Source organism: Cryobacterium sp. TMT4-10, assembly GCF_004403275.1.
Lineage (GTDB): Bacteria > Actinomycetota > Actinomycetes > Actinomycetales > Microbacteriaceae > Cryobacterium > Cryobacterium shii.
In genome coordinates this window covers 1-25,074 of sequence record NZ_SOGU01000090.1, presented here as the reverse complement: position 1 = coordinate 25,074, position 25,074 = coordinate 1, and the positions used below count along the sequence as shown (strand labels likewise).

Genomic DNA, 25,074 nt, shown 5'->3' with positions numbered 1-25,074 from the left:
ACCTGAATCGCCGCAGCGCGAAGCTGCACGAGAAGGCCGGGGAACCCTGAGGCCGCTAGACTTGTTTTGCCCGTCAACGCACAAAAGGAGAACCATGAGCTTCGAATCGGTAGACCCTGGCGAAGGCCATTCGATCGCCGCCTGGACCGCCGTGACCATCATGCTGCTGGCCATCGCGATCGGGACCGTCGCGTTCTTCCTCGCGGTGGAATGGCTCGTCTGGGCATCCGCCGGTCTTCTGGTCGTCGGTCTGCTCACCGGCTGGGTGCTCGCCAAGGTCGGCTACGGCGTGGCCGAGCACGAGTCCTCGCACCAGGGTCACTAGTCGAGTGCTGTCTGATCTTCTAGCCGGGGCGGTCGCCGACGCGGAAGCGCGTCGCGTCACCCGTTCCTTCGACGTCGTCCAGGCGGCGGCCCTCATCCGGGCGCCGGCCATCGATGCCCTGTCGGTGCTCGCCCCGGCGCCACGCGTCAAGATCATCGCCGAGGTCAAGCGGGCCAGCCCCTCCCGGGGAACCCTGGCCGAGATCTCCGATCCCGCGGCACTCGCCGTCTCCTACGAGTTCGGCGGCGCCAGCGCGATCAGCGTCCTCACCGAGGGCCGCAAGTTCCTCGGGTCGCTCTCCGACCTGGAGCAGGTGCGTTCGGCCGTGCAGATTCCGGTGCTCCGCAAGGACTTCATCGGGCTTCCGTACCAGGTCTTCGAAGCCCGGGCCGCGGGCGCCGACATGGTGCTGCTGATCGTGGCGGCCCTGGACCAGGCCACACTGGTCTCCCTGCACGACCTCGTGCGCGAACTGGGCATGACCGCCCTGGTCGAAACCCACAGCGCCGACGAGGTCGACCGAGCCCTCGATATCGGCGCGAGCCTGGTCGGCGTGAACGCCCGCGACCTGACGACCTTCGAGCTGGACCAGGACCTGTTCGGCCGGCTGGCCGGCCGGATCCCCTCCGGCGTTGTCCGGGTCGCCGAATCCGCTGTCAAGACGGCCGCGGACGTGGCACACTATCGCGCGGCCGGCGCCGACGTCGTGCTCGTCGGCGAAGCCCTCGTCACCAACGATCCCATCCGCACCCTCACCGAATTCCTGGCGGTTTGAATGTCCTCCCCACTCGACTCAGAATCCCTCCGGGCGCAGGCGGGCCCCTACTTCGGTGAATTCGGCGGGAGGTTCGTGCCGGAATCCCTCGTCGCGGCCCTCGACGAACTCACCAGCGAGTACGCGCTGGCCCGTCAGGACCCCGCATTCGCGGCCGAGCTGACCGAACTGCACCGCAGCTACACCGGTCGGCCCTCCATCATCACCGAGGTGCCGCGGTTCGCCGCGCACGCCGGCGGCGCCCGCATCATCCTCAAGCGGGAAGACCTCAACCACACCGGCTCGCACAAGATCAACAACGTGCTCGGGCAGGCCCTGCTGACCAAGCGGATCGGCAAGACCCGCGTGATCGCCGAGACCGGCGCCGGCCAGCACGGGGTGGCCACCGCCACCGCGGCCGCCCTGTTCGGCCTCGACTGCGTGGTCTACATGGGCGAGGTGGACACGGAGCGGCAGGCCCTGAACGTGGCACGGATGCGCCTGCTCGGTGCCGAGGTCGTGTCGGTCACGACCGGCTCCCGCACCCTCAAGGACGCCATCAACGAGGCCATGCGCGACTGGGTGACCAACGTCGAGACCACCAACTACATCTTCGGGACCGTGGCCGGCCCGCACCCGTTCCCGGCCATGGTGCGCGACTTCCAGAAGATCATCGGCGAGGAGGCCCGCCAGCAGGTCCTCGACCTCACCGGCCGCCTGCCCGATGCTGTCACCGCCTGCGTCGGCGGCGGCTCCAACGCCATGGGCATCTTCCACGCGTTCCTGGACGACCCCGACGTCGCCCTGTACGGCTACGAGGCCGGCGGGGAGGGCGCGGAAACCCTCCGCCACGCCGCGACGATCACGAAGGGACGTCCCGGCATCCTGCACGGCGCGCGCAGCTTCCTTCTGCAGGACGAAGACGGCCAGACCGTGGAGTCGCACTCGATCTCCGCCGGCCTGGACTACCCGGGCGTCGGCCCGGAGCATTCGTGGCTGGCGAGCATCGGCCGTGCCACCTACCTGCCGGTCACGGACGCCGAGGCGATGAGCGCCCTGCGCCTTCTCAGTCGAACCGAGGGCATCATCCCGGCCATCGAGTCGGCACACGCCCTCGCCGGAACCCTCGACCTCGGCAAAAAGCTCGGCCCCGACGCCACCATCCTGGTCAACCTGTCCGGCCGCGGCGACAAGGACATGGAAACCGCGGGTCGGTACTTCGACCTGCTCGACAAGGGCGCGGAACAGCTATGAGCAACTCGGCAGTGACAGGCAACCCGGCAACAGGCAACCCGGCAGCGCGCCACCCGGCAGCGGGCGGCAGCACGGTCGAGGCCACCATCGCGCGGCGCCGCTCCGAGGGCGGCGGCGCCCTGATCGGGTATCTGCCGGTCGGATTCCCCACGCTCTCCGAGAGCATCGACGCGGCCGTGGCCCTGGCCGACAACGGCGTCGACATCCTCGAGCTCGGCCTGCCGTATACCGACCCGGTGATGGACGGCCCGGTCATCCAGGCCGCCACCCAGAGGGCCCTGGCGAACGGTTTCCGACTGCGCCATGGCATCGAAGCCGTGGCCGCGATCACCGCGCAGGTCGACGTGCCCGTGTTGGTGATGACCTACTGGAACCCCATCGTGCAGTACGGGGTCGATCGTTTCGCCGATGACCTGCTCGCCGCGGGCGGCGCCGGCCTGATCACGCCCGACCTGATTCCCGACGACTCGGCGGACTGGGTCGCCGCGAGCGAACGCACCGGTCTCGACCGGGTGTTCCTGGCCGCTCCGTCCTCCTCGGACGCCCGCCTGAAGCAGGCCGTCGAGGCGAGCCGCGGCTTCGTCTACGCCGTGTCCACCATGGGGATCACCGGTGCCCGCGGCGACGTCGACTCCGCCGCCCGCATCCTGATCGACCGGCTGCGGGCCGCCGGCTCGACCAGCGCGTGCGTCGGCCTCGGCATCTCCACGCCGGAACAGGTTCGCGAGATCCTCGGCTACGCGGACGGCGCCATCGTCGGATCCGCCCTCGTCAAGGCGCTCTCCGACGGGGGAGTGCCGGCAGTCGCCGCCCTCGCCCGTGAGCTCGCGGCCGGCGCGCGGGAGATCCGGCCCGCCAGCTAGGGTAAATTGACCCCGGCGGTCGATCGTTCGCCCCCGGGTGGCCGACGCCACGATGAAAGGTAGTCCCCAGGTGTTTATACCTCTGAGCATTCCGAGCCCGAGCCCCGAGTGGAGTTCCTTCACGCTCGGACCGTTCACCATCCACGCCTACGCCCTATGCATCCTCGCCGGGATCATCGCGGCGACCGTGATGACCTCCCGCCGCCTGACCCAGCGCGGCGGCGAGCCGGGAGTGGTCCTGGACATCATTCTCTGGGCGGTACCGCTCGGAATCGTGGGCGCCCGGTTCTACCACGTGCTCACCCACCCCGGCGACTACTTCTACGAGGGCGCCGACCCGCTGGAGGTCTTCGCCATCTGGAACGGCGGCAACGCCATCTTCGGAGCGCTCCTCGGTGGGGCCGTCGGCGCGTTCATCGGCTGCCGCATGGCCGGGGTGCGCTTCTGGTCTTTCGCCGACGCCCTCGCTCCCGGCATGCTCGTCGCGCAGGCCCTGGGACGCCTCGGCAACTGGTTCAACCACGAGCTCTTCGGACTGCCGACCACCCTGCCCTGGGGACTGCAGATCGAATCTACCAACCAGGCCTTCCCCCTCGGGCTGCCCGCCGACACCCTGTTCCACCCCATGTTCCTCTACGAGATGATCTGGAACTTCCTCGGCGTCGCCGTGATCCTGCTGCTCGAACGCAAGCTCACCCTGCGCTGGGGCAAGGCCTTCGGCGTCTACCTGATCTGGTACGGCGTCGGGCGTAGCTTCTTCGAGTCGATCCGGGTCGATCCGAGTGAGATCTTCCTCGGCATCCGTACCAACATCTGGGCTGCCTTTGCCGCCATCCTGCTCGGAATCATCCTCATCGCGGTGCAGACCCGACGCCACACCGGCGTCGAGGTCAGCCCCTATGTTCCGGGCCGCGAGTGGAAGGGCTCCGACGCTGAGGTAGAATCTGATGAGTTTGACTCGGACTCAGAGGATCACGGTGATGAAGCCGCAACCCCCGCCGAATCTGACGACGTTGCAGCCACAAGCACCAGCAACTCGCGCCTCTAGGCCCAGGTAGCCTTCAGCCTGGACCACGGCTTGTGTCCCGGTATGACGGGCCGCCGCGCACATGTATACCTGAGCGGGCCAGCGTCGTCCCCACTTGCCAGTCATCTTCCTGAGGACGGTCCCATGCCGCAAACACCCCTCTTCTCGCGCTTCAGCAGTGTGCCGGAGTCGCAAGGACTGTACAACCCTGCCGACGAACGCGATGCCTGTGGCCTCGCCATGGTGGCCACCCTGCGCGGGTCCGCCGGGCATGACATCATCACCCTCGCCCTCGATGCGCTCCGCAACCTCGAGCACCGCGGCGCCGTCGGGTCCGACGCCGGCACCGGTGACGGGGCGGGCATCATCACGCAGGTCCCCGATGAATTCCTGCGCGCCGTCACCGACTTCGCCCTGCCGGTCGCGGGCCGCTACGCGGTCGGCAACGTGTTCCTGCCGACCAACCCAACCGCCAGGAGTGGCATCAAGCGTCAGATTTCCCGGATCGCCCTGGAAGAGGGCCTGGTCATCCTGGGCTGGCGCGAGGTGCCGGTCCGCCCCGACGAGGTCGGCAACCTGGCCCGCGCGGCGATGCCCGCGATCCAGCAGCTGTTCGTGCAGAGCAGCCGGACGACGGAGGCCGGAGAGACGCTGGGCGACATCGCCCTGGACCGCCAGGCCGTGCGGCTCCGGAAGCGTGCCGAACGCGAATTGGAGATCTACTTCGCCTCCCTGTCGTGCCGGACCATGGTCTACAAGGGCATGGTCACCACGCTGCAGCTGGAGCCGTTCTACCCTGACCTGTCCGACCCGCGTTTCGTCTCGAAGCTCGCGCTCGTGCACTCCCGGTACTCGACGAACACGTTCCCGTCCTGGCCGCTGGCCCAGCCATTCCGCATGATCGCCCACAACGGTGAGATCAACACGGTGCAGGGCAACCGCAACTGGATGCAGGCGCGCCAGTCCCAGCTCGAATCCGAGCTGCTCGGCGACCTCGCCCCGCTGCTGCCGATCGTCACCCCCGGTGGCAGCGACTCCGCCTCGTTCGACGAGGTCGTGGAGCTGCTCAGCCTCTCCGGGCGTTCGCTCCCGCACGCCGTGATGATGATGGTGCCGGAGGCCTGGGAGAACCAGACCGACCTCGACGAGGATCGCCGCGCGTTCTACGAGTACCACTCCATGCTGATGGAGCCGTGGGACGGTCCGGCGGCCATCGTCTTCACCGACGGTTCGCTCGTCGGCGCGACCCTGGACCGCAACGGGCTGCGCCCCGGCCGGTACCTGATCACCGATGACGGCCTGGTCGTACTCGCGAGCGAGATCGGGGTGCTCGACATCGACCCCGCGCGCGTGGTGCGCAAGGGCCGGCTCCGTCCTGGAAAGATGTTCCTCGTGGACACAGTCGCCGGAAGGCTGATCGAAGACGACGAGATCAAGGCTGAACTCGCCGCCAGCGAACCCTGGGGCACCTGGCTGGATGCCGGACGGATTAACCTGAAGGACCTGCCCGACCGGGAGCACATCGTGCACCCGCCGGCATCCGTCGTGCGTCGCCAGCGCACGTTCGGCTACACCGAGGAAGAGGTGCGGATCCTGCTCGCACCGATGGCCCGCACCGGCGGGGAACCGCTCGGCGCGATGGGCTCCGACACTCCCATCGCCGTGCTCAGCGACCGGCCGCGGCTGATCTTCGACTACTTCACGCAGCAGTTCGCGCAGGTGACCAACCCGCCGCTGGACTCGATCCGCGAGGAGGTCGTCACCTCGCTCCGGCTCGGTCTCGGCCCGGAGCGCAACCTGCTGTCGGTCGGCCCCGAGCACGCCCGGCAGGTCGTGCTCGACTTCCCCGTCATCGACAACGACGAGCTGGCCAAGATCCAGCACATGGACCCCGTCCCCGGCAGCCGCACCACCACGACCATCCGCGGCCTCTACCGGTTCGAGGACGGCCCTGACGCCCTCGCCGCACGCATCGAGGAGATGTGCGCCGAGGCCGACGCTGCCATCGACGAGGGCGCGATGTTCCTCGTGCTCTCGGACCGAGATTCCAACAAGGATTTCGCGCCGATTCCGTCGCTGCTGATGATCGCCGCCGTGCACCACCACCTGATCCGCACCGAGAACCGGATGAAGGTCGGCATCGTGGTCGAGGCCGGTGACGTGCGCGAGGTGCACCACGTTGCCCTCCTGATCGGCTACGGCGCCTCCGCGGTCAACCCGTACCTCGCGATGGAAACCTGCGAGGACCTCGTGCGCAGCGGATTCATCACCACCGGCACGCCGGAGCAGGCCGTGCGCAATGTGATCAAGGCCCTCGGCAAGGGCGTGCTCAAGATCATGTCCAAGATGGGCATCTCCACCGTGTCGTCCTACGCCGGCGCCCAGACCTTCGAGGCTGTCGGCCTCAGCCAGGACTTCATCGACCAGTACTTCACCGGCACCACCAGCAAGCTCGGCGGCATCGGCATCGAGGTCATCGCGGCCGAGAACGAGGCCCGGCACGCGGCGGCGTACCCGGAGGACGCGGCCGTCACCGCCCACGAACGCCTCGCGACCGGCGGCGAGTACCAGTGGCGCCGGGAAGGATCCCCGCACCTGTTCAACCCGGACACCATCTTCCGGCTGCAGCACTCCACCCGCACGCGCCGCTACGACATCTTCCGCGAGTACACCAAACTCGTCGACGACCAGGCGTCGAGCCTGATGACCCTGCGCGGCATGTTCACCTTCAACACCGGCAAACGGCACGCCGTACCGCTGGACGAGGTGGAATCCGTGGCGTCGATCGTGAAGCGTTTCGCGACCGGGGCCATGAGCTACGGCTCGATCTCGGCCGAGGCGCACGAGACCCTCGCGATCGCGATGAACCGTCTCGGCGGCAAATCAAACACGGGCGAGGGCGGCGAAGACCTCGACCGCCTGCTTGACCCCGAGCGCCGCAGCGCGGTCAAGCAGGTGGCCTCCGGGCGGTTCGGCGTCACGAGCATGTACCTCTCCCACGCCGACGACATCCAGATCAAGCTCGCCCAGGGGGCCAAGCCGGGCGAGGGCGGCCAGCTGCCGCCGACCAAGGTCTACCCGTGGATCGCCCGCACCCGGCACGCGACCGCCGGGGTCGGCCTGATCTCGCCGCCTCCCCACCACGACATCTACTCGATCGAGGATCTCAAACAGCTGATCTTCGACCTCAAGCGCGCGAACCCCGAGGCACGAATCCACACCAAGCTGGTCAGCCAGTCCGGCATCGGAGCGGTGGCCGCCGGGGTGGCCAAGGCACTCTCGGACGTGATCCTGATCTCCGGCCATGACGGCGGAACCGGGGCGAGCCCGCTGAACTCACTCAAACACGCGGGCACCCCGTGGGAACTCGGCCTCGCCGAGACCCAGCAGACCCTCATGCTCAACGGCATGCGCGACCGGGTCGTGCTGCAGGTGGACGGCCAGTTGAAGACGGGCCGTGACGTCATCATCGGCGCCCTGCTCGGCGCCGAGGAATTCGGTTTCGCCACTGCTCCCTTGATCGTGGAAGGGTGCGTGATGATGCGCGTCTGCCACCTCGACACCTGTCCCGTCGGCGTCGCCACCCAGAACCCGGAGCTGCGAAAGCGGTTCACGGGCAAGGCGGAGCACGTGGTCAACTTCTTCGAGTTCATCGCCCAGGAGGTGCGGGAGTACCTCGCCGAACTCGGATTCCGCAGCCTGGACGAGGCCATCGGGCACCGCGAGGTCCTGGACGTGAACGGTGCCCTCGCCCACTGGAAGGCGTCGGGGCTCGACCTGGCTCCGATCCTGGTCGGCCCTGACTTCTCGGCCGACGAGCCGCGCCAGTCCGGCCGCGAACAGGAACACGAACTCGAGCTCCACTTCGACAACGAACTCATCCGGCAGAGCGCCAGTGTGCTCGAACACGGCGGCCAGGTCAGGATCACCCTGCCCATCCGCAACACCGAACGGGCCGTCGGCACCATGCTCGGGCACCGGGTCACCATGCGCCACGGTGCACAGGGCCTGCCCGCCGGGTCGATCGACGTCACCCTGACCGGCAGTGCGGGACAGTCGTTCGGCGCCTTCCTTCCCGGTGGCATCACCCTGCGCCTGGAGGGCGACTCGAACGACTACGTCGGCAAGGGGCTCTCCGGCGGACAGATCACCGTGCGACCCGACCGGGGCAGTCTGTTCCCGGCCGAACAGAACGTGATCGCCGGCAATGTCATCGGCTACGGAGCCACCCAGGGCAGCATGTTCATCCGCGGCATCGTGGGGGAGCGGTTCCTGGTGCGCAACTCCGGTGCCACCGCCGTCGTCGAGGGGGTCGGGGACCACGCCCTCGAATACATGACCGGCGGACTGGCCGTCGTGCTGGGTGAGACCGGGCGCAACCTCGGGGCCGGCATGTCCGGGGGAACGGCCTACGTGTACGGCCTCCGCACCGAGAACGTCAACCGCCAGGCCCTCGACTCGGGCGAACTGACGCTGCTTCCGCTCGGCGGCGCCGACCGTGAGATCGTTCAGGACCTGCTCGAACAGCACCGGGACCAGACCGAGTCGGTTCTGGCGTCGCGGCTGCTGTCCGACCTCGAAACCACCATGTCCACATTCGTCAAGGTGCTGCCGCGCGACTACGCGGCCGTCCTGGCCACCAGGCAGAACGCCGTCACCGAGGGGCTCGACCCCGATGGAGACGTTGTCTGGAGCCGCATTCTGGAGGTAACCAATGGCTGATCCGAAGGGATTCCTCAAGACGACTGAGCGTGAGCTTCCCGCGCGTCGTCCCGTGTCCGTGCGACTCATGGACTGGAAAGAGGTCTACGAGCAGGGTGATGCCGCGCAGCTGAAACGCCAGGCCGGACGGTGCATGGACTGCGGCGTGCCGTTCTGCCAGCAGGGCTGCCCGCTGGGCAACATCATCCCCGAGTGGAACGACCTCACCTGGCGGGACGAGGGCCGGCAGGCCATCGAACGCCTGCACACCACCAACAACTTTCCGGAGTTCACCGGGCGGCTTTGCCCCGCGCCCTGCGAGTCGTCGTGCGTGCTGGGCATCAGCCAGCCGCCGGTCACCATCAAGCAGGTCGAGGTGTCCATCATCGACCAGGCGTTCGCCAACGGCTGGGTCCAGCCGCAGCCGCCGGGACGGCTCACCGGAAAGACCGTTGCCGTCGTCGGCTCCGGCCCGGCCGGCCTCGCGGCGGCCCAGCAGCTCACCCGCGCCGGTCACACCGTGGCGGTCTTCGAGCGAGACGACCGCATCGGCGGGCTGCTGCGCTACGGCATTCCCGATTTCAAGATGGAGAAGAAGCACCTCGAGGCCCGCCTGGCTCAGATGACCGCCGAGGGCACCCGCTTCCGTGCGGGCGTGAACATCGGCGTCGACCTCACCTGGGCCGACCTGCGCGCCCGCTACGACGCCGTCGTGATCGCCACCGGGGCCATGGTGCCACGCGACCTGCCCGTCGCCGGCCGTGACCTCCCCGGGGTGCACTTCGCCATGGAGTACCTGGTCCAGCAGAACAAGGTGGGCGCCGGCGACACCGTCGACCAGCAGATCACGGCTGAGGGCAAACACGTGGTTGTGCTCGGGGGCGGTGACACCGGAGCGGACTGCATCGGCACGGCACACCGCCAGCTCGCGGCATCCGTCACCAATCTCGCCATCGGACGTCAGCCCGGCACGGACCGCCCCGAGCACCAGCCGTGGCCCCTGTCGCCGACGCTGTTCGAGGTGTCCAGCGCCCACGAGGAGGGCGGCAGCCGCGAATTCCTGGTGTCGACGGTCGAGTTCCTGGCCAATGAGGCCGGCGAGGTGCGCGCCATCCGCGTGGCCGAAACCGAATTCCTGGACGGGCGCCGCGTGCCGAAGGCCGGAACCGAACGTGAGATTCCCGCGGATCTCGTGCTGCTGGCGCTGGGTTTCACAGGCCCGGAGTCCCGCGACCTCGCCGATCAGCTGCACATTCCGGTCGATGGTCGGAGTAATGTCGAACGTGACGACAATTACCAGACGAGCCATGAAGGCGTTTTCGTTGCCGGTGATGTCGGCCGCGGTCAGTCACTCATCGTCTGGGCGATCGCTGAAGGCCGGGCTGCTGCGGCAGCGGTCGACAAATTCCTCGAAGGCGAGACACAGTTGCCTGCTCCGGTCAAACCGACGGATCATGCCTTCGCAATCTGATTGGTCACTGATCCAGTGAGTCAATTCCAAGAGATCCACCACCCCGTGGTCTCCCGTTCCACAACAGAAATCATGCGCCCAAACAGCGCGGAAACCGGAGTTTTTTCAGAATGAGACGCGCCAAAATTGTCGCCACGCTCGGGCCGGCAGCATCCAGCTACGATCAAATTCGAGCCCTTATTGATGCCGGTGTAGATGTCTGCCGGATGAACCTGAGCCACGGGGACTACCAGGTGCACGAGGGCGTTTACGCCAACGTGCGCAAGGCAGCGAACGACTCCGGCCGCGCAGTCGCCGTCATGGTCGACCTGCAGGGGCCGAAGATCCGTCTCGGCAAGTTCGAAGGCGGCCCTTACGAACTGGCCGTCGGAGACATTTTTAAGATCACCACCGAGGATGTCGTCGGAACGCGCGACCTGTCCGGCACGACCTACAAGGGTCTGCCCCAGGACGTCAGGCCGGGCGACTTCCTCCTCATCGACGACGGCAAGGTCAAGGTCGAGGTCGTGGCCACGAACGACACCGTCGTCACCACCACGGTCATCGTCGCCGGCCCCGTCTCCAACAACAAGGGCATCAACCTGCCCGGAGTCGCCGTCAACGTGCCCGCCCTGTCCGAAAAGGACGAGGCGGACCTGCGCTGGGGCCTCCGCCTCGGAACGGACCTGATCGCGCTGTCGTTCGTCCGTGACGCCGCCGACATCACTCGCGTGCACGAGATCATGGAAGAAGAGGGCCGTCGTGTCCCCGTCATCGCCAAGATCGAGAAACCGCAGGCCGTGGAAAACCTCGAAGGCATCGTCGACGCCTTCGACGCCATCATGGTCGCCCGTGGCGACCTGGGCGTCGAACTGCCGCTCGAGGCCGTCCCGATCGTGCAGAAGCATGCCGTCGAACTGGCCCGCCGCATGGCGAAGCCGGTCATCGTGGCCACGCAGATGCTGGAATCGATGATCCACAGCCCGGTCCCGACGCGGGCCGAAACGTCCGACGTCGCGAACGCCGTGCTCGACGGCGCTGACGCGGTCATGCTCAGTGGTGAGACCAGCGTCGGCGAATACCCCGTCGTGACGGTCCAGACGATGGCGCGCATTGTTGCGTCGACGGAGGACCACGGACTGGAGCGCATCGCCCCGCTGACGAACAAACCCCGCACCCAGGGTGGCGCGATCACCCTCGCAGCCATCGAGGTCGCCGAGTTCGTCGAAGCGAAGTTCCTGTGCATCTTCACGGAGTCCGGCGACTCGGCAAGGCGGATGTCGCGTCTGCGGTCGAAGATCCCGATGCTGGCCTTCACGCCCGAGCCCGGCATCCGCCGTCGCCTCGCGCTGACCTGGGGAATCCAGACCTACCTGGTGGACCGGGTCACGCACACGGACGCCATGTTCGGACAGGTGGACGACATCCTGCTCGGGCAGGGCCTGGCTCAGCTCGGTGACAAGGTCGTCGTCATCAGCGGATCCCCTCCCGGAATCGCCGGTTCCACGAACGACATCCGTGTGCACCGCGTCGGCGATGCCCACAATGAAGTTCACCCGGCGTACGCCAAGAGCTGACACCTCTCCTGGAAAGGCCCCGCACCCCGTGTCACACGGGGTGCGGGGCCTTTCTTGAGGATCCGGCGTCAGTGCTGCACGCCGGCGGGCACCATCAGGGCGCGCACGGCGGGGAGGGTCGTTCCCAGCGCCAGCGCGGCCGACACGGCGTGCGATTCCCGGCTCCGCCGGGTGAACGGGTCGAGGTCGGCCAGGCGGGCCGGATCGGACAGGTCCGCGATGCACGCGAGCTTCACCGTGAGCGCGATCGGGTCGGCCAGGATCTGCTGCAGGGAGATCCCGTCCGTGTCCTCGTCGATGTTGCCGAGGGCGCTGACGGCCATCAGAAGGCGGTTCGGCAGGAATGCGCGGAGGTCGCTGAGGGTGGCGACCGAGTTGACGAGGGTGTCGTGCAGCACGGCGACGAGCCTGTTGTCGTCGCTCGCGAGGGCATCCATCACGCGAAGCGGATGCTCGATGGCCAGCCGACCGAAATCGTCGCGGTGGCTGGAGTACGCGACGCGCGCGAAGTGGATGGCGTCGTCCAAAAGTGTTGTCACGGGGCATCCTCTGTTCGGGTCGAGTACGCGGTTCAACAGGTCTTTTCGTCGCTCCACCCTATTGCGGATGCCGCAGCCCAGACTGGGGGCAGACGTGGGCACCCGAATCTGATACTGAGCATTCCGCAGTTCGACTCGCCGATTTGAGTCGTCGCCCGCCGGAGTTCTGCACGCACCGCCTCACCGGGTGGACACCCCGTTCCCCTTCGGTGTCGCCCCGGTGAGACTGTGCGCGTGAACACTCCGAAAGGAGCGTGAATGGTTGGCTCCCCATGGCGACTGCGGGCCCTCCGACCCGGTAGCGTAGACATGTCCAACCGAGATTCACGTTATCACCTGTTAGACATGTCCAACGCCGATCCGGCGTCCCCCGAAGGGGGTTGCCGTGGCGCAGTGAGTGGGGAACACAGCCTGAGGTACGAAAAACGCACGGAGCGGGCGCGCGACCTGGTAGCCGCCCTCCACCTGCCGCATCCTTTGACGGCGGAGCTGCTCCACCGGCACATGGAGGGGCTCCGGGGGAAGACGATCGTCATCCGCCCCGCCAGCACGCGCCTGGTCGAGTCCGGCGTCTGCGGGCTCTGGATCGAGGTCGCCGGTGAGAATTTCGAACGTATCCATCACGCACCGACGGATTCGGAGGTTCACCGCCAGCAATTCATCAACCACGAATTCGGCCACATGATCCTCCGTCACGAGAAGGAACTTCTGCCGATCGAACGGGTCGCCCTGCTGGCGCCCCTCATCCCGCTGGACGCCATCGCCTATGCGCTGTCCCGGAGCAGCTTCACCGACGACCAAGAGGCCCTCGCGGAGGCGATCGGGGATCGGCTGGCGCTGATCATGCTGGAGGACGAGGCGGATGCCGCCAAGGGCCCCCAAACCGGATTCGGCAGGGTGCTGTGATGCAGACCGCCCTCCTCGCCGTTTCCGCGCTTCTGTGGGTCACCGCCGGCTTCTGCCTGCCCTCGGTCATTCGCGGTCGGCGGCGGACGTTGTTCTGGTTTCTGACCGCGTTCGCCACGACCATGTCCCTTCAGCCGCACGTCATCTACAACGCGGTGGACGCCCTACTCGGCGGCGTCAACGTGCCGTACTTCATCTTCCACGCCACGGCGATCGTGGCGATAACACTCCTCGCTGCGCTCGTGGGGGAGGCGGTATCCGGTGAACGACTGACCGAGCGACGCAAGCAGGTCAGCGCCGCGGCGGCCGCGGCGATCATCGCCGTCCAGGCCATTCTGTTTTTCGGCAGCGACTGGCACCTTGTCCGGGAGATCCACAAGTCGTTCCCGACGCGGTGGGACTTCGCCGCATACTCCGCCACGTCCTGGATCGCGATGGCCCTCTTCTCCATCTCGGTGGGGTACGCCTGCCTGTCGGACCTTCGACGCCAACGGCGCACGGTGACCCGCGTGTCGCTTGCGTTTGTGGCCTTCGGATGCTGGTGGGTTCTGGTCTACGCGCTGCTCAGCATGTTCGATGCAGCGGAACTGATCCTCCTCAAGGAGACCGCTTTCCAGGTCTGGTCGCGCCCGGTGTACCACCTCGCCCTCCTCACCGCGCCGATATCCCTGGCCGTCGGCCTGGGCCTTACCGCGACAGCGGACGCGATCCAATCCGCGCGCAAAAGCGTTCGGCACCGCGAGTTGCTGTGGCGAATCACGCCTCTCTGGGAACGTCTCCTGGCGGACTCGCCGGAGCTGAGCATCGAGCGCCGGCTCACCTGGCCGATGCTGCTCATCGTCAGGGATCCCCGTGCCCACCTGTATCGGCGCTACGTCGAAGTCCGCGACAGCCTGCTCCTCAACCCCGGTCAGGCCGTCTCCCCGGCCGAGCGGGCGCTGATCGATGACATCGAACGCCACGTCCGGGCGACGGCGACCCGCCGCCCGGTTAACCACCCCGAGGTTCTCGAAGGGAGCGGGCGATCGTGATCAACCCCGGAACATCCCACGGCTCGCTGAACCCGGCCGGCGAACCCGTCAGCCCGCAGCTCGAACTGGCCCGCAAACTGAACCTGCTGCTTGATGTCGTCGTCGCCGAGGGAAACACTCCCCATACGTACAAGCAGATCGCCGCGGGCCTGGAAGCGCGGGGCCTCTCGCTGTCGCGCGCCCGGTGGGCCTACATGATCACGGGGGACGGCCCACTGGTCACCGACGCCGACCTGCTCACCGGGATCGGCGAGTTCTTCCGCATCCCGCCCAAGTACCTGCTCGGGTCGGGCGACCTGCCGGAACGGGTCGACGCCCAACTGGTCTTTGTGAAGAGCCTGCGCGCCAAACGCGTCGTCAACTTCGCGGCCCGGGTGCTCGGGGATGTGTCACCGGAGACGCTTCGGTCGATCACGGCGCTGCTCGAGGAGGACATGTCCCGGGACGACGTCACGCTGCCCGGCGTGCGCGACTAGCAGGCGACGAGCGCCCGCCACGCGTCACTGACCGGGGGTTTCACTACGTGGTGTTGGTACCGGTGGTGGGACTCGAACCCACACGTCCTTTCGAACAAAGCATTTTGAGTGCTCCGCGTCTGCCATTCCGCCACACCGGCTCACAACACCTGGATCAGAATACCGTAGGCTTTCACCCGTGACCGACCAAGATTCCACCCCAGTACCTCCTCGGCGCGTTGTCGTTGCCGAGGATGAGTCCCTCATCCGCCTCGACATCGTCGAGATCCTCCGTGACGCCGGATTCGAGGTGGTCGGTGAAGCCGGCGACGGAGAAACCGCCGTCGCCCTGGCCACCGAGCTTCGGCCCGACCTCGTCATCATGGACGTCAAGATGCCTCACCTCGACGGCATCTCCGCGGCCGAGCGCATCACGAAGGCCCACATCGCGCCCGTCGTTCTGCTGACCGCGTTCAGCCAGAAGGAACTCGTGGAACGTGCGACGGAGGCCGGTGCGCTCGCCTATGTCGTCAAGCCGTTCACTCCGAACGACCTGCTGCCCGCGATCGAGATCGCCCTGTCCCGGTACAGCCAGATCATCACCCTCGAAGCCGAGGTCGCGGACCTGGTCGAGCGGTTCGAGACCCGCAAGCTCGTCGACCGCGCCAAGGGGCTCCTCAACGAGAAGATGGGGCTCACCGAGCCGGAATCGTTCCGTTGGATCCAGAAGGCGTCCATGGACCGCCGGCTCACCATGCACGACGTCGCCCAGGCGATCATCGAGCAGCTGAGCGCCAAGAAGTAGCACCAGTACCCGAAGCGAACGGAATCTCGGCCGGCCGAGCAGCCCCCTCTCGTGGGCTGCTCGGCCTTTCGCGTTCCTACTTCATTCCGGACCGGTCCTTGATCAGGTTCGTGATCCGGATGGTCGAGCAGCGGCGTCCCTGGTCGTCGGTCACCGCGATCTCGTGCGTCGTGAGCGTGCGGCCCAGGTGCACGGGCGTACACACTCCCGTGACGTAGCCGGAAGTCGCCGACCGGGTGTGCGTGGCGTTGATCTCGATCCCCACCGCCAGACGGTCCGGCCCTGCGTGCAGGTTGGCGGCCATCGATCCGAGCGATTCGCCCAGGACCACGTAGGCGCCCCCGTGCAGGAGCATGGCCGGCTGGGTGTTGCCCTCCACCGGCATCCGTGCGACGGCCCGGTCGATCGTGAACTCGACGAACTCGATGCCCATCTTCTCGGCCAGTGAGCCGGCTCCGCGCTGCTGGACCCACTCGAGTGCATCCGTGGTCTTCTGGATCATATTCACCTTCGGTCGCTGCACCTGCCCACGCCGGATGACGCTTGTAGGCTGTCTCTGTGTCAGATTCCGAAAAGCCTACCCTGATGATCATCGACGGCCATTCCCTGGCCTACCGGGCGTTCCACGCCCTCCCGGTGGACAGTTTCCAGACCCGCGACGGGCAGCACACGAACGCCATCCACGGCTTCCTGTCCATGCTGCTCAGCCTGCTGCGCACCGAGAACCCCACTCACATCGCCGTGGCCTTCGACATCTCGCGATACTCCTTCCGCACCCGCGAGTATGCGGAGTACAAGGGCACGCGGGCGAGCACGCCGAGCGAGTTCATCGGGCAGGTGCCGCTGCTGCAGGAGGCCCTGGCCGCGATGAACATCAAGACCCTGACCAAGGAAGACTACGAAGCCGACGACATCCTCGCGACGCTGTCCGTCCGCGGCTCCAGCGAGGGCTTCCACGTCCTCGTCGTCTCCGGCGACCGGGACACCATCCAGCTCGTCAACGAGAACGTGACCCTGCTCTACCCGGCCAGCCAGGGCGTATCGGCCCTCACCCGGTACGACCCGACCAGGGTGCGGGAGAAGTACGGGATCGAACCGGCCCAGTACCCGGATGTCGCCGCCCTCGTCGGCGAAACCAGCGATAACCTGATCGGCATCTCGAAGGTCGGCGAGAAGACCGCCGTGAAATGGCTGGGCCTCTACGGGAGCCTCGACGGCATCCTGGAGCACGCCGAGGAGATCAAGGGCGTCGTCGGCAACAACCTTCGGGAGCAGAAGGAAAACGCGATCCGCAACCGGCGCCTGAACCACCTCGTCACCGACCTGGACCTGCCGGTCGAACTGCCGGACCTTGCGCGATCCACCATCGACGAGCCCGCCGTGCGTGACGTGTTCGGACGGCTCGAATTCAGGACCCTGCTCGAGCGCGTGATCAAGCTCGAGGGGGCCGGCGGTCCCGGTGCTGCCGGCGAGGCCGTCGCGGCCGCGGCGCCGGCCCAGGAACTCGTCCCGGCCCCCCGGGCCCCGATCGCCCAGGACCTGCTGGACGAGGAACTGAGCGCCTGGATCGCTCGGGCCTCCGCCGCTTCCCCGCAGGGCCTCGGCCTGTGCGTCGAAGTGCAGGACGGCCTGGCGATCGGCTTCGGCCTCTCCGGCGGGGCCGAGACCGTCAACCTGCCGTGGCAGCCCGGCCGCGCGGACTACCTGGCGCTGGAGACCTGGCTGGCCAGCGATTCGCCCAAGATCATGCACGACGCCAAGCTCCAGATCAAGGCCCTGCGCCGCAGCGGCATCGACTTCACCGGTCTGGTCTTCGACACCCTGATCGCGGGCTGGCTGCTGCGGCCCGGGGGACCGGACAAGACCCTCGCCCACCTCGTCAGCCGGTACCTCGACGAAACGCTCCCGGTCAGCGACCCGAACCAGCTGGTGCCCGAGGAGACCGAGAACGGCGGAGTGCCGATGGAGGCCTGGTACACGTTCCGGGTCGCCGGAGCCATCGAGGCACTGCTCGACGACGGTTCGCGCAGCGTGCTCACCGCCATCGAGATGCCCACCCTGGTGGCCCTGGCCGACATGGAACTCGCCGGCGTGGCCGTGTCCCACGACCAGCTCTCCGCACTGTCCGCCCAGCTCGGGGAACGCGCGGCTGGGCTCGCAGCCGGCGCGTACGCCGAGATCGGCCGCGAGGTGAACCTCGGATCGCCCAAGCAGCTGCAGGAGGTGCTCTTCGAGCAGCTGGGAATGCCGAAGACCCGGGCGAACAAGACCGGGTTCTCCACGGATGCCGGGGCCCTCGCCGACCTGCAGGCCAGCAACCCGCATCCGTTCCTGGACATGCTGCTCAAGCATCGGGACGCCACGAAGCTGCGCCAGATCGTGGAGAGCCTGGACAAGGCCATCGACACCACCGGTCGGATCCACACCACCTACGTGCAGATCGGCACCACCACCGGCCGGATCTCCTCGACCGACCCGAACCTGCAGAATATCCCGGTGCGCACCGAGGAAGGCCGTCGCATCCGCGCGGCCTTCCAAGCCGGCGAGGGGGCGGAGTGCCTCCTGACCGCGGACTACTCACAGATCGAAATGCGGATCATGGCGCACCTCTCCGGGGACCCGGGGTTGATCGAGGCGTTCAACGCGGGCGAGGACCTGCACCGGTTCGTGGGCGCGAGCGTGTTCGGGGTAGCCCCGGAGGACGTCACGAACGAGATGCGCTCCAAGGTCAAGGCCATGTCCTACGGACTCGCCTACGGGCTGAGCGCGTTCGGCCTGTCCCGGCAGTTGCGCATCGACACGAAGGAAGCCAAACAGCTCATCACGGACTACTTCGCCCGCTTCGGCGCCGTGCGCGACTACCTGCGCAACGTGGTGGAGCAGGCCAAGGTCGACGGGTATACCGCGACCATCTTCGGGCGGCGCCGTCCGTTCCCCGAGCTGCACAGCACCAACCGGGCACTGCGCGAGAACGCGGAACGCGCCGCCCTCAATGCCCCGATCCAGGGGTCTGCCGCCGACATCATGAAGATCGCGATGAACGGCATCAAGGAGGACCTGCTGGAGGGCGGTCTGGAATCCCGCATGCTTCTGCAGGTGCACGACGAACTGATCTTCGATGTGGCGCCCGGCGAATGGGACGCGCTTCGCCTGGTCGTGACGCACCAAATGGAGACGGCGGCCGACCTGCTCGTGCCGCTCGAGGTGCAGGTAGGACGCGGCGACAACTGGGACGCGGCCGCGCACTAATGACCGTGGGCCGGGGGATTCCCCGGCGCACGGTGTTCTAGGCTCGGTTCATGACAACCGACAACCAGCGCATTTCCGCGCGCACTCCGACGGCGATCGACACGATCGCCGAGGACTGGGTGGACACCGTCGTCGAACTCGACCCGACGGTCGGCACCTACATCGGCCGCGCGGAGGCGAACGGCCGTTTCGGCGATTATTCCCCGGCCGGCCTCGAGCGCCGCGAGGCCGAGGCTCGGGCCGTCATCGCCCGCCTCGATGCGGCCATCCCGGTCGACGACGTCGACCTCGTCACGCGCGCGGACCTGCGCAGTGACCTGGCCCTCGACGTGGAGAGCGCCGAGGCAGGGCTGCCGCTGCGGGATCTGAACGTGATCGCTTCGCCTGCCCAGGGCATCCGTGAGGTCTTCGACCTCATGCCCACCGGCACCGTCGCCGACTGGGACAACGTGTCCGCGCGCCTTCGCGCCGTGCCCGCGGCGATCGACGGTTACATCGAGACCCTGCGCCTCGGTATCGAGCGGGGCAGCATGCCCGCCCGGCGGCAGGTGCGGGAGGTCATCCTGCAGGCCCGGCACCACGCCGCGAACGACGGCTTCTTCGCCCAGTTCGTAGCGGAGGCCACCCTCGACCAGGGCCACCTGCCGGCGTCGCTCGCCAAGGACCTCGCGACGCGGGCGCGAACCGCCGCCGCAGCCTACGGAACCCTGGCCGACTTCCTCGGCCGCGAACTCGAGGGTGCCGCGCCCGAGCGCGACGCCATCGGCCGGGAGCTCTATGCCCTGCAGTCACGGCGCTTCCTGGGTGCTTCGATCGACCTCGATGAGACGTACGAGTGGGGGGTGGAAGAACTGGCCCGCATGGTCGCCGAGCAGGAGAGCGTCGCCGACCAGATGCTTCCCGGGGCGAGCGTCCAGGAAGCCATCGCGTTGCTCGACACGGATCCCAGCCGCAAGCTGCACGGCACCGACGCCCTGCAGAAGTGGATGCAGGAGACCAGCGACCGCGCCGTCGCCGAACTCTCGGAGACCCAGTTCGACATCCCGAACGAGATCAGGCGCCTCGAATGCATGATCGCTCCCACCCAGGAAGGCGGCATCTACTACACCGGGCCAACGGACGACTTCTCCCGGCCGGGCCGGATGTGGTGGTCCGTTCCGGTCGGCGTCACCGAGTTCGACACCTGGCGCGAACTCACCACCGTCTACCATGAGGGCGTTCCGGGACACCACCTGCAAATCGGCCAGGCCGTCTACAACCGGGCGAAGCTGAACACCTGGCGCCGCCAGATGGCCGGCACCTCGGGCCACGCGGAAGGTTGGGCGCTTTACGCCGAACGCCTGATGGAACAGCTGGGCTACCTGGACGACCCGGGGGACCGGCTCGGCATGCTGGATGGGCAGCGGATGCGCGCCGCCCGGGTCGTGCTGGACATCGGCGTGCACCTCGAGAAGCAACGGCCGGACGGCTCCGGCCCCTGGACCGCGGACTACGCCTTCGATTTCCTGGGCCAGAACGTCAACATGAACGCGGGTTTCGTCAAATTCGAGGTCAACCGGTACCTGGGCTGGCCCGGGCAGGCGCCCTCGTACAAGGTGGGCCAGCGCATCTGGGAGGAGTTGCGGGACACCTACGCTGCGCGGGAGGGCGATGCGTTCTCGATCAAGGAGTTCCACCGCAAGGCGCTGGACCTGGGCGGGGTCGGACTGGACACCCTCCGGGCCGCCATGCTCGGCACTCTTCCGGGTGGATCGCGGTAGATTCAGGGCAGGCTCGGCGGTTGCCGGGCGCTCCCGCAAACCGCTAAGCTTGACTGTCACGTTTGTGACGAAATATCCGCTGCCATGCGCGGAGTACCGCAACGAACTCTTTCTGCGTATGGCCCGACTTATGTCCATCCTGGAGCAACTACTACATGACAAACGCAACGACCGAACGGGCACCCAAGCAGGTCGCCATCAACGACATCGGATCTGCTGAAGACTTTCTTGCCGCGGTCGAAAAGACTCTGAAATTCTTCAACGACGGAGACCTCATCGAGGGCACCGTTGTGAAGATCGACCGCGACGAGGTTCTCCTCGACGTGGGCTACAAGACCGAGGGTGTCATCCCCTCCCGCGAACTCTCCATCAAGCACGACGTTGACCCCTCCGAGGTCGTCAAGGTCGGCGACCTGGTTGAGGCCCTCGTTCTTCAGAAGGAAGACAAAGAAGGCCGTCTCATCCTGTCGAAGAAGCGCGCTCAGTACGAGCGTGCATGGGGCGACGTCGAGAAGATCAAGGAATCCGATGGCGTTGTCACCGGTTCGGTCATCGAGGTTGTCAAGGGTGGCCTCATCGTGGACATCGGTCTCCGTGGCTTCCTTCCGGCCTCGCTCATCGAGCTGCGCCGCGTTCGCGACCTGACCCCGTACCTGGGCCAGGAGATCGAGGCCAAGATCCTCGAACTCGACAAGAACCGCAACAACGTTGTGCTGTCTCGTCGTGCCCTGCTCGAGCAGACGCAGTCCGAGAGCCGCACCACGTTCCTCAACAACCTCCAGAAGGGACAGGTCCGCAAGGGCGTCGTCTCGTCAATCGTCAACTTCGGTGCGTTCGTTGACCTGGGTGGCGTTGACGGTCTGGTTCACGTCTCCGAACTCAGCTGGAAGCACATCGAGCACGCCAGCGAGGTCGTCGAGGTTGGCCAGGAAGTCACCGTCGAGATCCTCGAGGTCGACCTCGAGCGCGAGCGCGTGTCGCTGTCCCTCAAGGCCACGCAGGAAGACCCGTGGCAGGTCTTCGCCCGCACCCACGCCATCGGTCAGGTTGCACCGGGTAAGGTCACCAAGCTCGTTCCGTTCGGCGCGTTCGTTCGCGTTGCCGAGGGCATCGAGGGACTCGTCCACATCTCCGAGCTCTCCGGCAAGCACGTCGAGCTCGCCGAGCAGGTCGTTTCGGTCGGCGACGAGGTCTTCGTCAAGGTTATCGACATCGACCTCGAGCGTCGCCGCATCTCGCTGAGCCTCAAGCAGGCCAACGAGGGTGTCGACCCCGAGGGCACCGAGTTCGACCCGGCGCTCTACGGAATGCTCACCGAGTACGACGACCAGGGCAACTACAAGTACCCCGAGGGCTTCGACCCGGAGACCAACGAGTGGCGCGAGGGCTTCGAAACCCAGCGCGAGAAGTGGGAGCAGGACTACGCTGCAGCCCAGGCTCGCTGGGAAGCACACAAGAAGCAGGTCGCTTCCGCGAACGACGAGATCACCGCCGTCGGCGATGTCCCGTCCGCCGCAGGCTCCTCCTTCTCGAGCGAGACGGCCGGCGCCGGCACGCTCGCGGACGATGAGGCCCTCGCAGCACTGCGCGAGAAGCTCTCCAGCTCCAACTAGTCACACCGCACGACCAACAGGCCGGTCCCCTTTGGGGGCCGGCCTGTTGGCTGTTAACGCCTGCCTACTGATTCATCTCCTCGCACGTCGGCCTTCCTCCACAATGCGGGTCTGATCCTGTTGTGCACAGGGCACGCGCTGGCGGGCGGATTCAACGGGCACTGTCAGTGGGTGCCCGTAACGTGACTCGCATGAAGCCCTCGTTCATCGAACAGCAGGAGACACGCGGTGAGTACTTCGACGCCATCCGCGAGGCCCACGGCAATCTCGCCCAGGACGCTGCCGCACTGGCAGACCTCATCGACGAGGCCCACCGCTATGCGACGGCGACTGCGGATGCCGCGCCTCGGGTACCAGGGTCCCGGTGGGACGCCGACACGGTCGCCGAGCGGGAGTTCGTGAGTGAGCTCGCCTGCACGATCCGGATCCCGCAACGGTCGGCCGAGACCCTTCTCGCCGAGAGCGCGTGCCTCACCGGTGAGCTGCCGCGAACGATGGCCGCGCTCCGGGCGGGCCAGATCAGCTACCAGCACGCGCAGGTGCTGATGGGGCAGGCCTGGTCCCTGCCGGATGAGACCAAGGCCGCGTTCGAGGAGGGCCTGCTGAAGTCCGCGGCGAACCTGACCGCGTCGAAACTCAAGCACAAAGCACGGACGCTACGGGAGCGGCTGCACCCGGAGACGATCCGGGCCCGGCACCAGGCATCCGTGTCGGAACGCAACGTGTTCTTCGAGCCCGAGGCCGACGGGATGGCGTCGCTGCACTGGTACGACTCCGCGGAGAAGGTGCAGGCCGCGTACGACCGCATCACCGTGCTGGGCCTGAGCCTGCTGGGACCGGACGAAGACCGCACCCTCGGCCGGCTCAGGGCCGACGTGTTCAAGGACCTCATCCTCAACGGGCTGACACCTTCAGGGCTCGGCACGGTCATCCAACCCAAACCGTCGCCAAAGCCGCAATCGGCTCAGCTATTCGTCGTCTGAAACCTCATCGTTGGCCGTCATGTCTATCCAGTCGATTGCCTCTTCTGACAGGGAGAATCCCTCCGGCACGGCGTCCCCAACCCAGGGGGTGTCTGCAGTGGGTTCCCCTGCCACAGCCGTAATCTGATCCAGAACGTCTGGCGGCACGACGTCACCGTTATTGTTGATCAGCCATTGCTGGGTTGTCCAGTCCAGTAGTGGCCACCAGTCCTGAATGCGCATGGCGTTATTCTGACACTCTTCTTTGGATCCCGAGCCAATGAGCAGAACCAATTATCGGACCGCGATTGAGCAGGAACCAGCCCGCGTACCCGCAGGCCGAACTCCATTCAAACTCGCGTCGTTCTGCTGCGGTTCAGCGCGACTCCTCGCGAGTGCGCCGGTAGCGCTCGTAGATCACACGCGAGCCGAACGTCCTGGTCTCGACCAGGTCCAGCCGAATGTTCTTGGTCATCGGCGGCAGGAAGGGCGTGCCGCCACCGACGACGACCGGATGACGGAACATTGACAGCTCGTCGACGAGATCGAGTTCGACCGCCGCCGCGGCCAGGCCAGCACCGCCAATCCCGACGTCCTTCCTGGTCGCGCCGACCGCGACAGCGACCTCCTCGCCCACCGACGCCTCGGCAAGCCGGGCATTGCCAAAAACGCTTTCCAGCGTGCGGCTGAAGACGACCTTCGGGAGAGCATTCCAGACGTCGGCGAACGCGGCACCGAGCTCGTCGTCGCGCATAGACGCATCCGTCTCCCACGGCAACATGGTCTCGTACAGCTTGCGGCCGCACAAAAAACCACCGAGCTCACGGGTCTGCGCAATGTGGAAACGAAACTGCTCCTCGCTCGGAACCGACCACCCGAACGCGCCGTCACGGTCGGCGATAAAACCGTCCACAGAGACGCCCATCGAGTAGATCAGCACGGGGTCACGCTCCTCGCACCGGAACGACGGACCATGATCGCGAGGACGTTCACCAAAGAAAATGACATCCGGCTCCCTTTTTCTGATCGCCAGTCTGCCCCCGGTGGCAAGCCAAGGCGAGAGAACGACTGAACGTCGTGGGCGGTCCAAGCCTCGTCCGCCATCGAAGCTGCGTCGAAGACGCCCAAGCCGAACCCTCAGCGGGAGATGGTTTGCATCAGGGCGTCCAGTGTCAGGAATGCGTTGTCGGAGGTCTTGGGGATTGAACGAAATGCGCCTGATCGGTCTGTGTCCGCTCCGGTCCCGGTGAGATACCGGTCAATGTCGTTGGGGGAGGCAAAGTTGAACGGCTTCAAATGCAATGCGGTGAGCGGTGCGTTGATCTGGAAGGCGATCTTGGGAGCATCCTCGGGATGAAGATCGAGCGCCGCTTCCAAGGTCACGTCCCACTGAGTGGTGGAATTTCTCAACACCATGCAGGTCAGTGGTTTTAGTCTAGGCGGTGGCGAGTTCGGGGAGGATCGCCGCCTCGTCGAGGACCTCGATGGGGTTGTTCATGACGGCCAGCTCGAGCATCGAGGCCTCGGAGAAGTAGCGTCTTTCGCCAGCTTCCCACTCGTCGTGCTGCTCGATCAACACCGACCCGGCCAGGCGCAGCAGGGCCGCGGCGTTGGGGAAGACGCCGACGACGTCGGTGCGGCGTTTGATCTCCTTGTTCACCCGTTCGAGCGGGTTCGTGGACCAGATCTGGCGCCAGTGCCGCCTTGGGAAGCCGGCGAAGGCGAGGAGGTCGGGTTGCGCGTCGACGAGCATCGCCGCGACCTTCGGGTGCGAGCGGTCCAGCATCGTGGTCACCTCGCGGA

General features: G+C 66.8%; 22 protein-coding genes and 1 tRNA gene. 16 read left to right on the top strand and 7 right to left on the bottom strand.

All coding sequences use genetic code 11. The annotated features are described in order from the left end of the window. Window positions 1-94: 94 nt before the first annotated feature. From E3T42_RS13025 to pyk, 8 genes are all read left to right on the top strand, one after another. Window positions 95-325 carry a DUF6704 family protein gene (locus E3T42_RS13025; RefSeq protein ID WP_134366662.1) on the top strand — a complete coding sequence of 77 codons (231 nt, stop codon included), beginning with the start codon at window positions 95-97 and terminating at the stop codon, window positions 323-325. Between the two features lie 4 nt (window positions 326-329). Then, window positions 330-1,100: an indole-3-glycerol phosphate synthase TrpC gene (trpC, locus tag E3T42_RS13020; RefSeq protein ID WP_134366661.1), complete on the top strand. Its 771-nt coding sequence runs from the start codon at window positions 330-332 to the stop codon at window positions 1,098-1,100. Continuing rightward, window positions 1,101-2,333 carry a tryptophan synthase subunit beta gene (gene trpB, locus E3T42_RS13015; RefSeq protein WP_134366660.1) on the top strand — a complete coding sequence of 411 codons (1,233 nt, stop codon included), beginning with the start codon at window positions 1,101-1,103 and terminating at the stop codon, window positions 2,331-2,333. Further along, window positions 2,330-3,196 carry a tryptophan synthase subunit alpha gene (gene trpA, locus E3T42_RS13010; RefSeq protein WP_134366659.1) on the top strand — a complete coding sequence of 289 codons (867 nt, stop codon included), beginning with the start codon at window positions 2,330-2,332 and terminating at the stop codon, window positions 3,194-3,196. Before trpB ends, trpA begins: the two co-directional genes overlap by 4 nt. A gap of 70 nt (window positions 3,197-3,266) precedes the next feature. Further along, complete coding sequence (lgt, locus tag E3T42_RS13005) at window positions 3,267-4,244, top strand: prolipoprotein diacylglyceryl transferase (RefSeq protein WP_370262436.1); 978 nt, start codon at window positions 3,267-3,269, stop codon at window positions 4,242-4,244. 123 nt (window positions 4,245-4,367) lie between these two features. After that, window positions 4,368-8,945 (top strand): glutamate synthase large subunit, encoded by a 4,578-nt coding sequence (gene gltB, locus E3T42_RS13000; RefSeq protein ID WP_134366657.1) that lies wholly within the window; start codon window positions 4,368-4,370, stop codon window positions 8,943-8,945. Beyond that, complete coding sequence (locus tag E3T42_RS12995; protein ID WP_134403123.1) at window positions 8,938-10,395, top strand: glutamate synthase subunit beta; 1,458 nt, start codon at window positions 8,938-8,940, stop codon at window positions 10,393-10,395. The genes gltB and E3T42_RS12995 overlap by 8 nt, the downstream gene beginning before the upstream one ends. Window positions 10,396-10,505: 110 nt before the next feature. Next, the gene (gene pyk / locus E3T42_RS12990; protein WP_134366655.1) at window positions 10,506-11,951 is read left to right on the top strand and encodes a pyruvate kinase; all 1,446 of its coding nucleotides are present in this window, start codon (window positions 10,506-10,508) and stop codon (window positions 11,949-11,951) included. 68 nt (window positions 11,952-12,019) lie between these two features. Here pyk and E3T42_RS12985 read toward each other — a convergent pair whose 3' ends face one another. Further along, complete coding sequence (locus E3T42_RS12985) at window positions 12,020-12,490, bottom strand: phosphohydrolase (protein ID WP_134403122.1); 471 nt, start codon at window positions 12,488-12,490, stop codon at window positions 12,020-12,022. A gap of 393 nt (window positions 12,491-12,883) precedes the next feature. Here E3T42_RS12985 and E3T42_RS12980 point away from each other — a divergent pair, with 393 nt between their 5' ends. Genes E3T42_RS12980 through E3T42_RS12970 form a run of 3 tightly spaced genes read left to right on the top strand, consistent with a single transcriptional unit; the run spans window position 12,884 to window position 14,903 of the window. After that, entirely contained in the window at window positions 12,884-13,396 is a 513-nt protein-coding gene (locus E3T42_RS12980) for a hypothetical protein (protein ID WP_134403121.1), read from the top strand. Further along, entirely contained in the window at window positions 13,396-14,427 is a 1,032-nt protein-coding gene (locus tag E3T42_RS12975) for a DUF6545 domain-containing protein (RefSeq protein WP_134403120.1), read from the top strand. The genes E3T42_RS12980 and E3T42_RS12975 overlap by 1 nt, the downstream gene beginning before the upstream one ends. Next, window positions 14,424-14,903, top strand: coding sequence for a hypothetical protein (locus E3T42_RS12970; RefSeq protein ID WP_241976133.1), 480 nt, complete (start codon window positions 14,424-14,426; stop codon window positions 14,901-14,903). Before E3T42_RS12975 ends, E3T42_RS12970 begins: the two co-directional genes overlap by 4 nt. 54 nt (window positions 14,904-14,957) lie before the next feature. Here the strand turns inward: E3T42_RS12970 and E3T42_RS12965 are convergent. Next, window positions 14,958-15,043 (bottom strand) — tRNA-Leu (locus E3T42_RS12965). Window positions 15,044-15,081: 38 nt separating this feature from the next. Between E3T42_RS12965 and E3T42_RS12960 the strand changes: the two genes are divergently transcribed. Beyond that, the gene (locus E3T42_RS12960) at window positions 15,082-15,687 is read left to right on the top strand and encodes an ANTAR domain-containing response regulator (RefSeq protein ID WP_134366651.1); all 606 of its coding nucleotides are present in this window, start codon (window positions 15,082-15,084) and stop codon (window positions 15,685-15,687) included. Window positions 15,688-15,763: 76 nt separating this feature from the next. On the opposite strand, the gene E3T42_RS12955 is transcribed toward E3T42_RS12960, so the two are convergent. After that, window positions 15,764-16,189: a hotdog fold thioesterase gene (locus E3T42_RS12955; RefSeq protein ID WP_134366650.1), complete on the bottom strand. Its 426-nt coding sequence runs from the start codon at window positions 16,187-16,189 to the stop codon at window positions 15,764-15,766. A gap of 56 nt (window positions 16,190-16,245) precedes the next feature. Here E3T42_RS12955 and polA point away from each other — a divergent pair, with 56 nt between their 5' ends. The 4 genes from polA (at window position 16,246) to E3T42_RS12935 (ending at window position 23,292) form a co-directional block, all read left to right on the top strand. Then, the gene (gene polA / locus E3T42_RS12950; protein WP_134403119.1) at window positions 16,246-18,936 is read left to right on the top strand and encodes a DNA polymerase I; all 2,691 of its coding nucleotides are present in this window, start codon (window positions 16,246-16,248) and stop codon (window positions 18,934-18,936) included. Window positions 18,937-18,986: 50 nt separating this feature from the next. Beyond that, window positions 18,987-20,696 (top strand): DUF885 domain-containing protein, encoded by a 1,710-nt coding sequence (locus tag E3T42_RS12945; RefSeq protein WP_134366648.1) that lies wholly within the window; start codon window positions 18,987-18,989, stop codon window positions 20,694-20,696. A 155-nt stretch (window positions 20,697-20,851) separates the two neighbouring features. Next, the gene (gene rpsA / locus E3T42_RS12940; protein ID WP_134366647.1) at window positions 20,852-22,309 is read left to right on the top strand and encodes a 30S ribosomal protein S1; all 1,458 of its coding nucleotides are present in this window, start codon (window positions 20,852-20,854) and stop codon (window positions 22,307-22,309) included. Window positions 22,310-22,500: 191 nt separating this feature from the next. Further along, window positions 22,501-23,292 carry a DUF222 domain-containing protein gene (locus tag E3T42_RS12935; protein WP_134403118.1) on the top strand — a complete coding sequence of 264 codons (792 nt, stop codon included), beginning with the start codon at window positions 22,501-22,503 and terminating at the stop codon, window positions 23,290-23,292. On the opposite strand, the gene E3T42_RS12930 is transcribed toward E3T42_RS12935, so the two are convergent. The 4 genes from E3T42_RS12930 to E3T42_RS12915 all read right to left on the bottom strand — a co-directional run. Then, window positions 23,278-23,514, bottom strand: coding sequence for a hypothetical protein (locus tag E3T42_RS12930; protein WP_134366645.1), 237 nt, complete (start codon window positions 23,512-23,514; stop codon window positions 23,278-23,280). The two genes, E3T42_RS12935 and E3T42_RS12930, sit on opposite strands and share 15 nt — an antisense overlap. Before the next feature lie 133 nt (window positions 23,515-23,647). Continuing rightward, the gene (locus tag E3T42_RS12925) at window positions 23,648-24,211 is read right to left on the bottom strand and encodes a dihydrofolate reductase family protein (RefSeq protein WP_134366644.1); all 564 of its coding nucleotides are present in this window, start codon (window positions 24,209-24,211) and stop codon (window positions 23,648-23,650) included. 197 nt (window positions 24,212-24,408) lie between these two features. Next, complete coding sequence (locus E3T42_RS12920; protein WP_134366643.1) at window positions 24,409-24,687, bottom strand: hypothetical protein; 279 nt, start codon at window positions 24,685-24,687, stop codon at window positions 24,409-24,411. A gap of 19 nt (window positions 24,688-24,706) precedes the next feature. Continuing rightward, window positions 24,707-25,074 (bottom strand): transposase (locus E3T42_RS12915; RefSeq protein ID WP_241976131.1); only part of this gene is annotated, 368 nt, incomplete at its 5' end.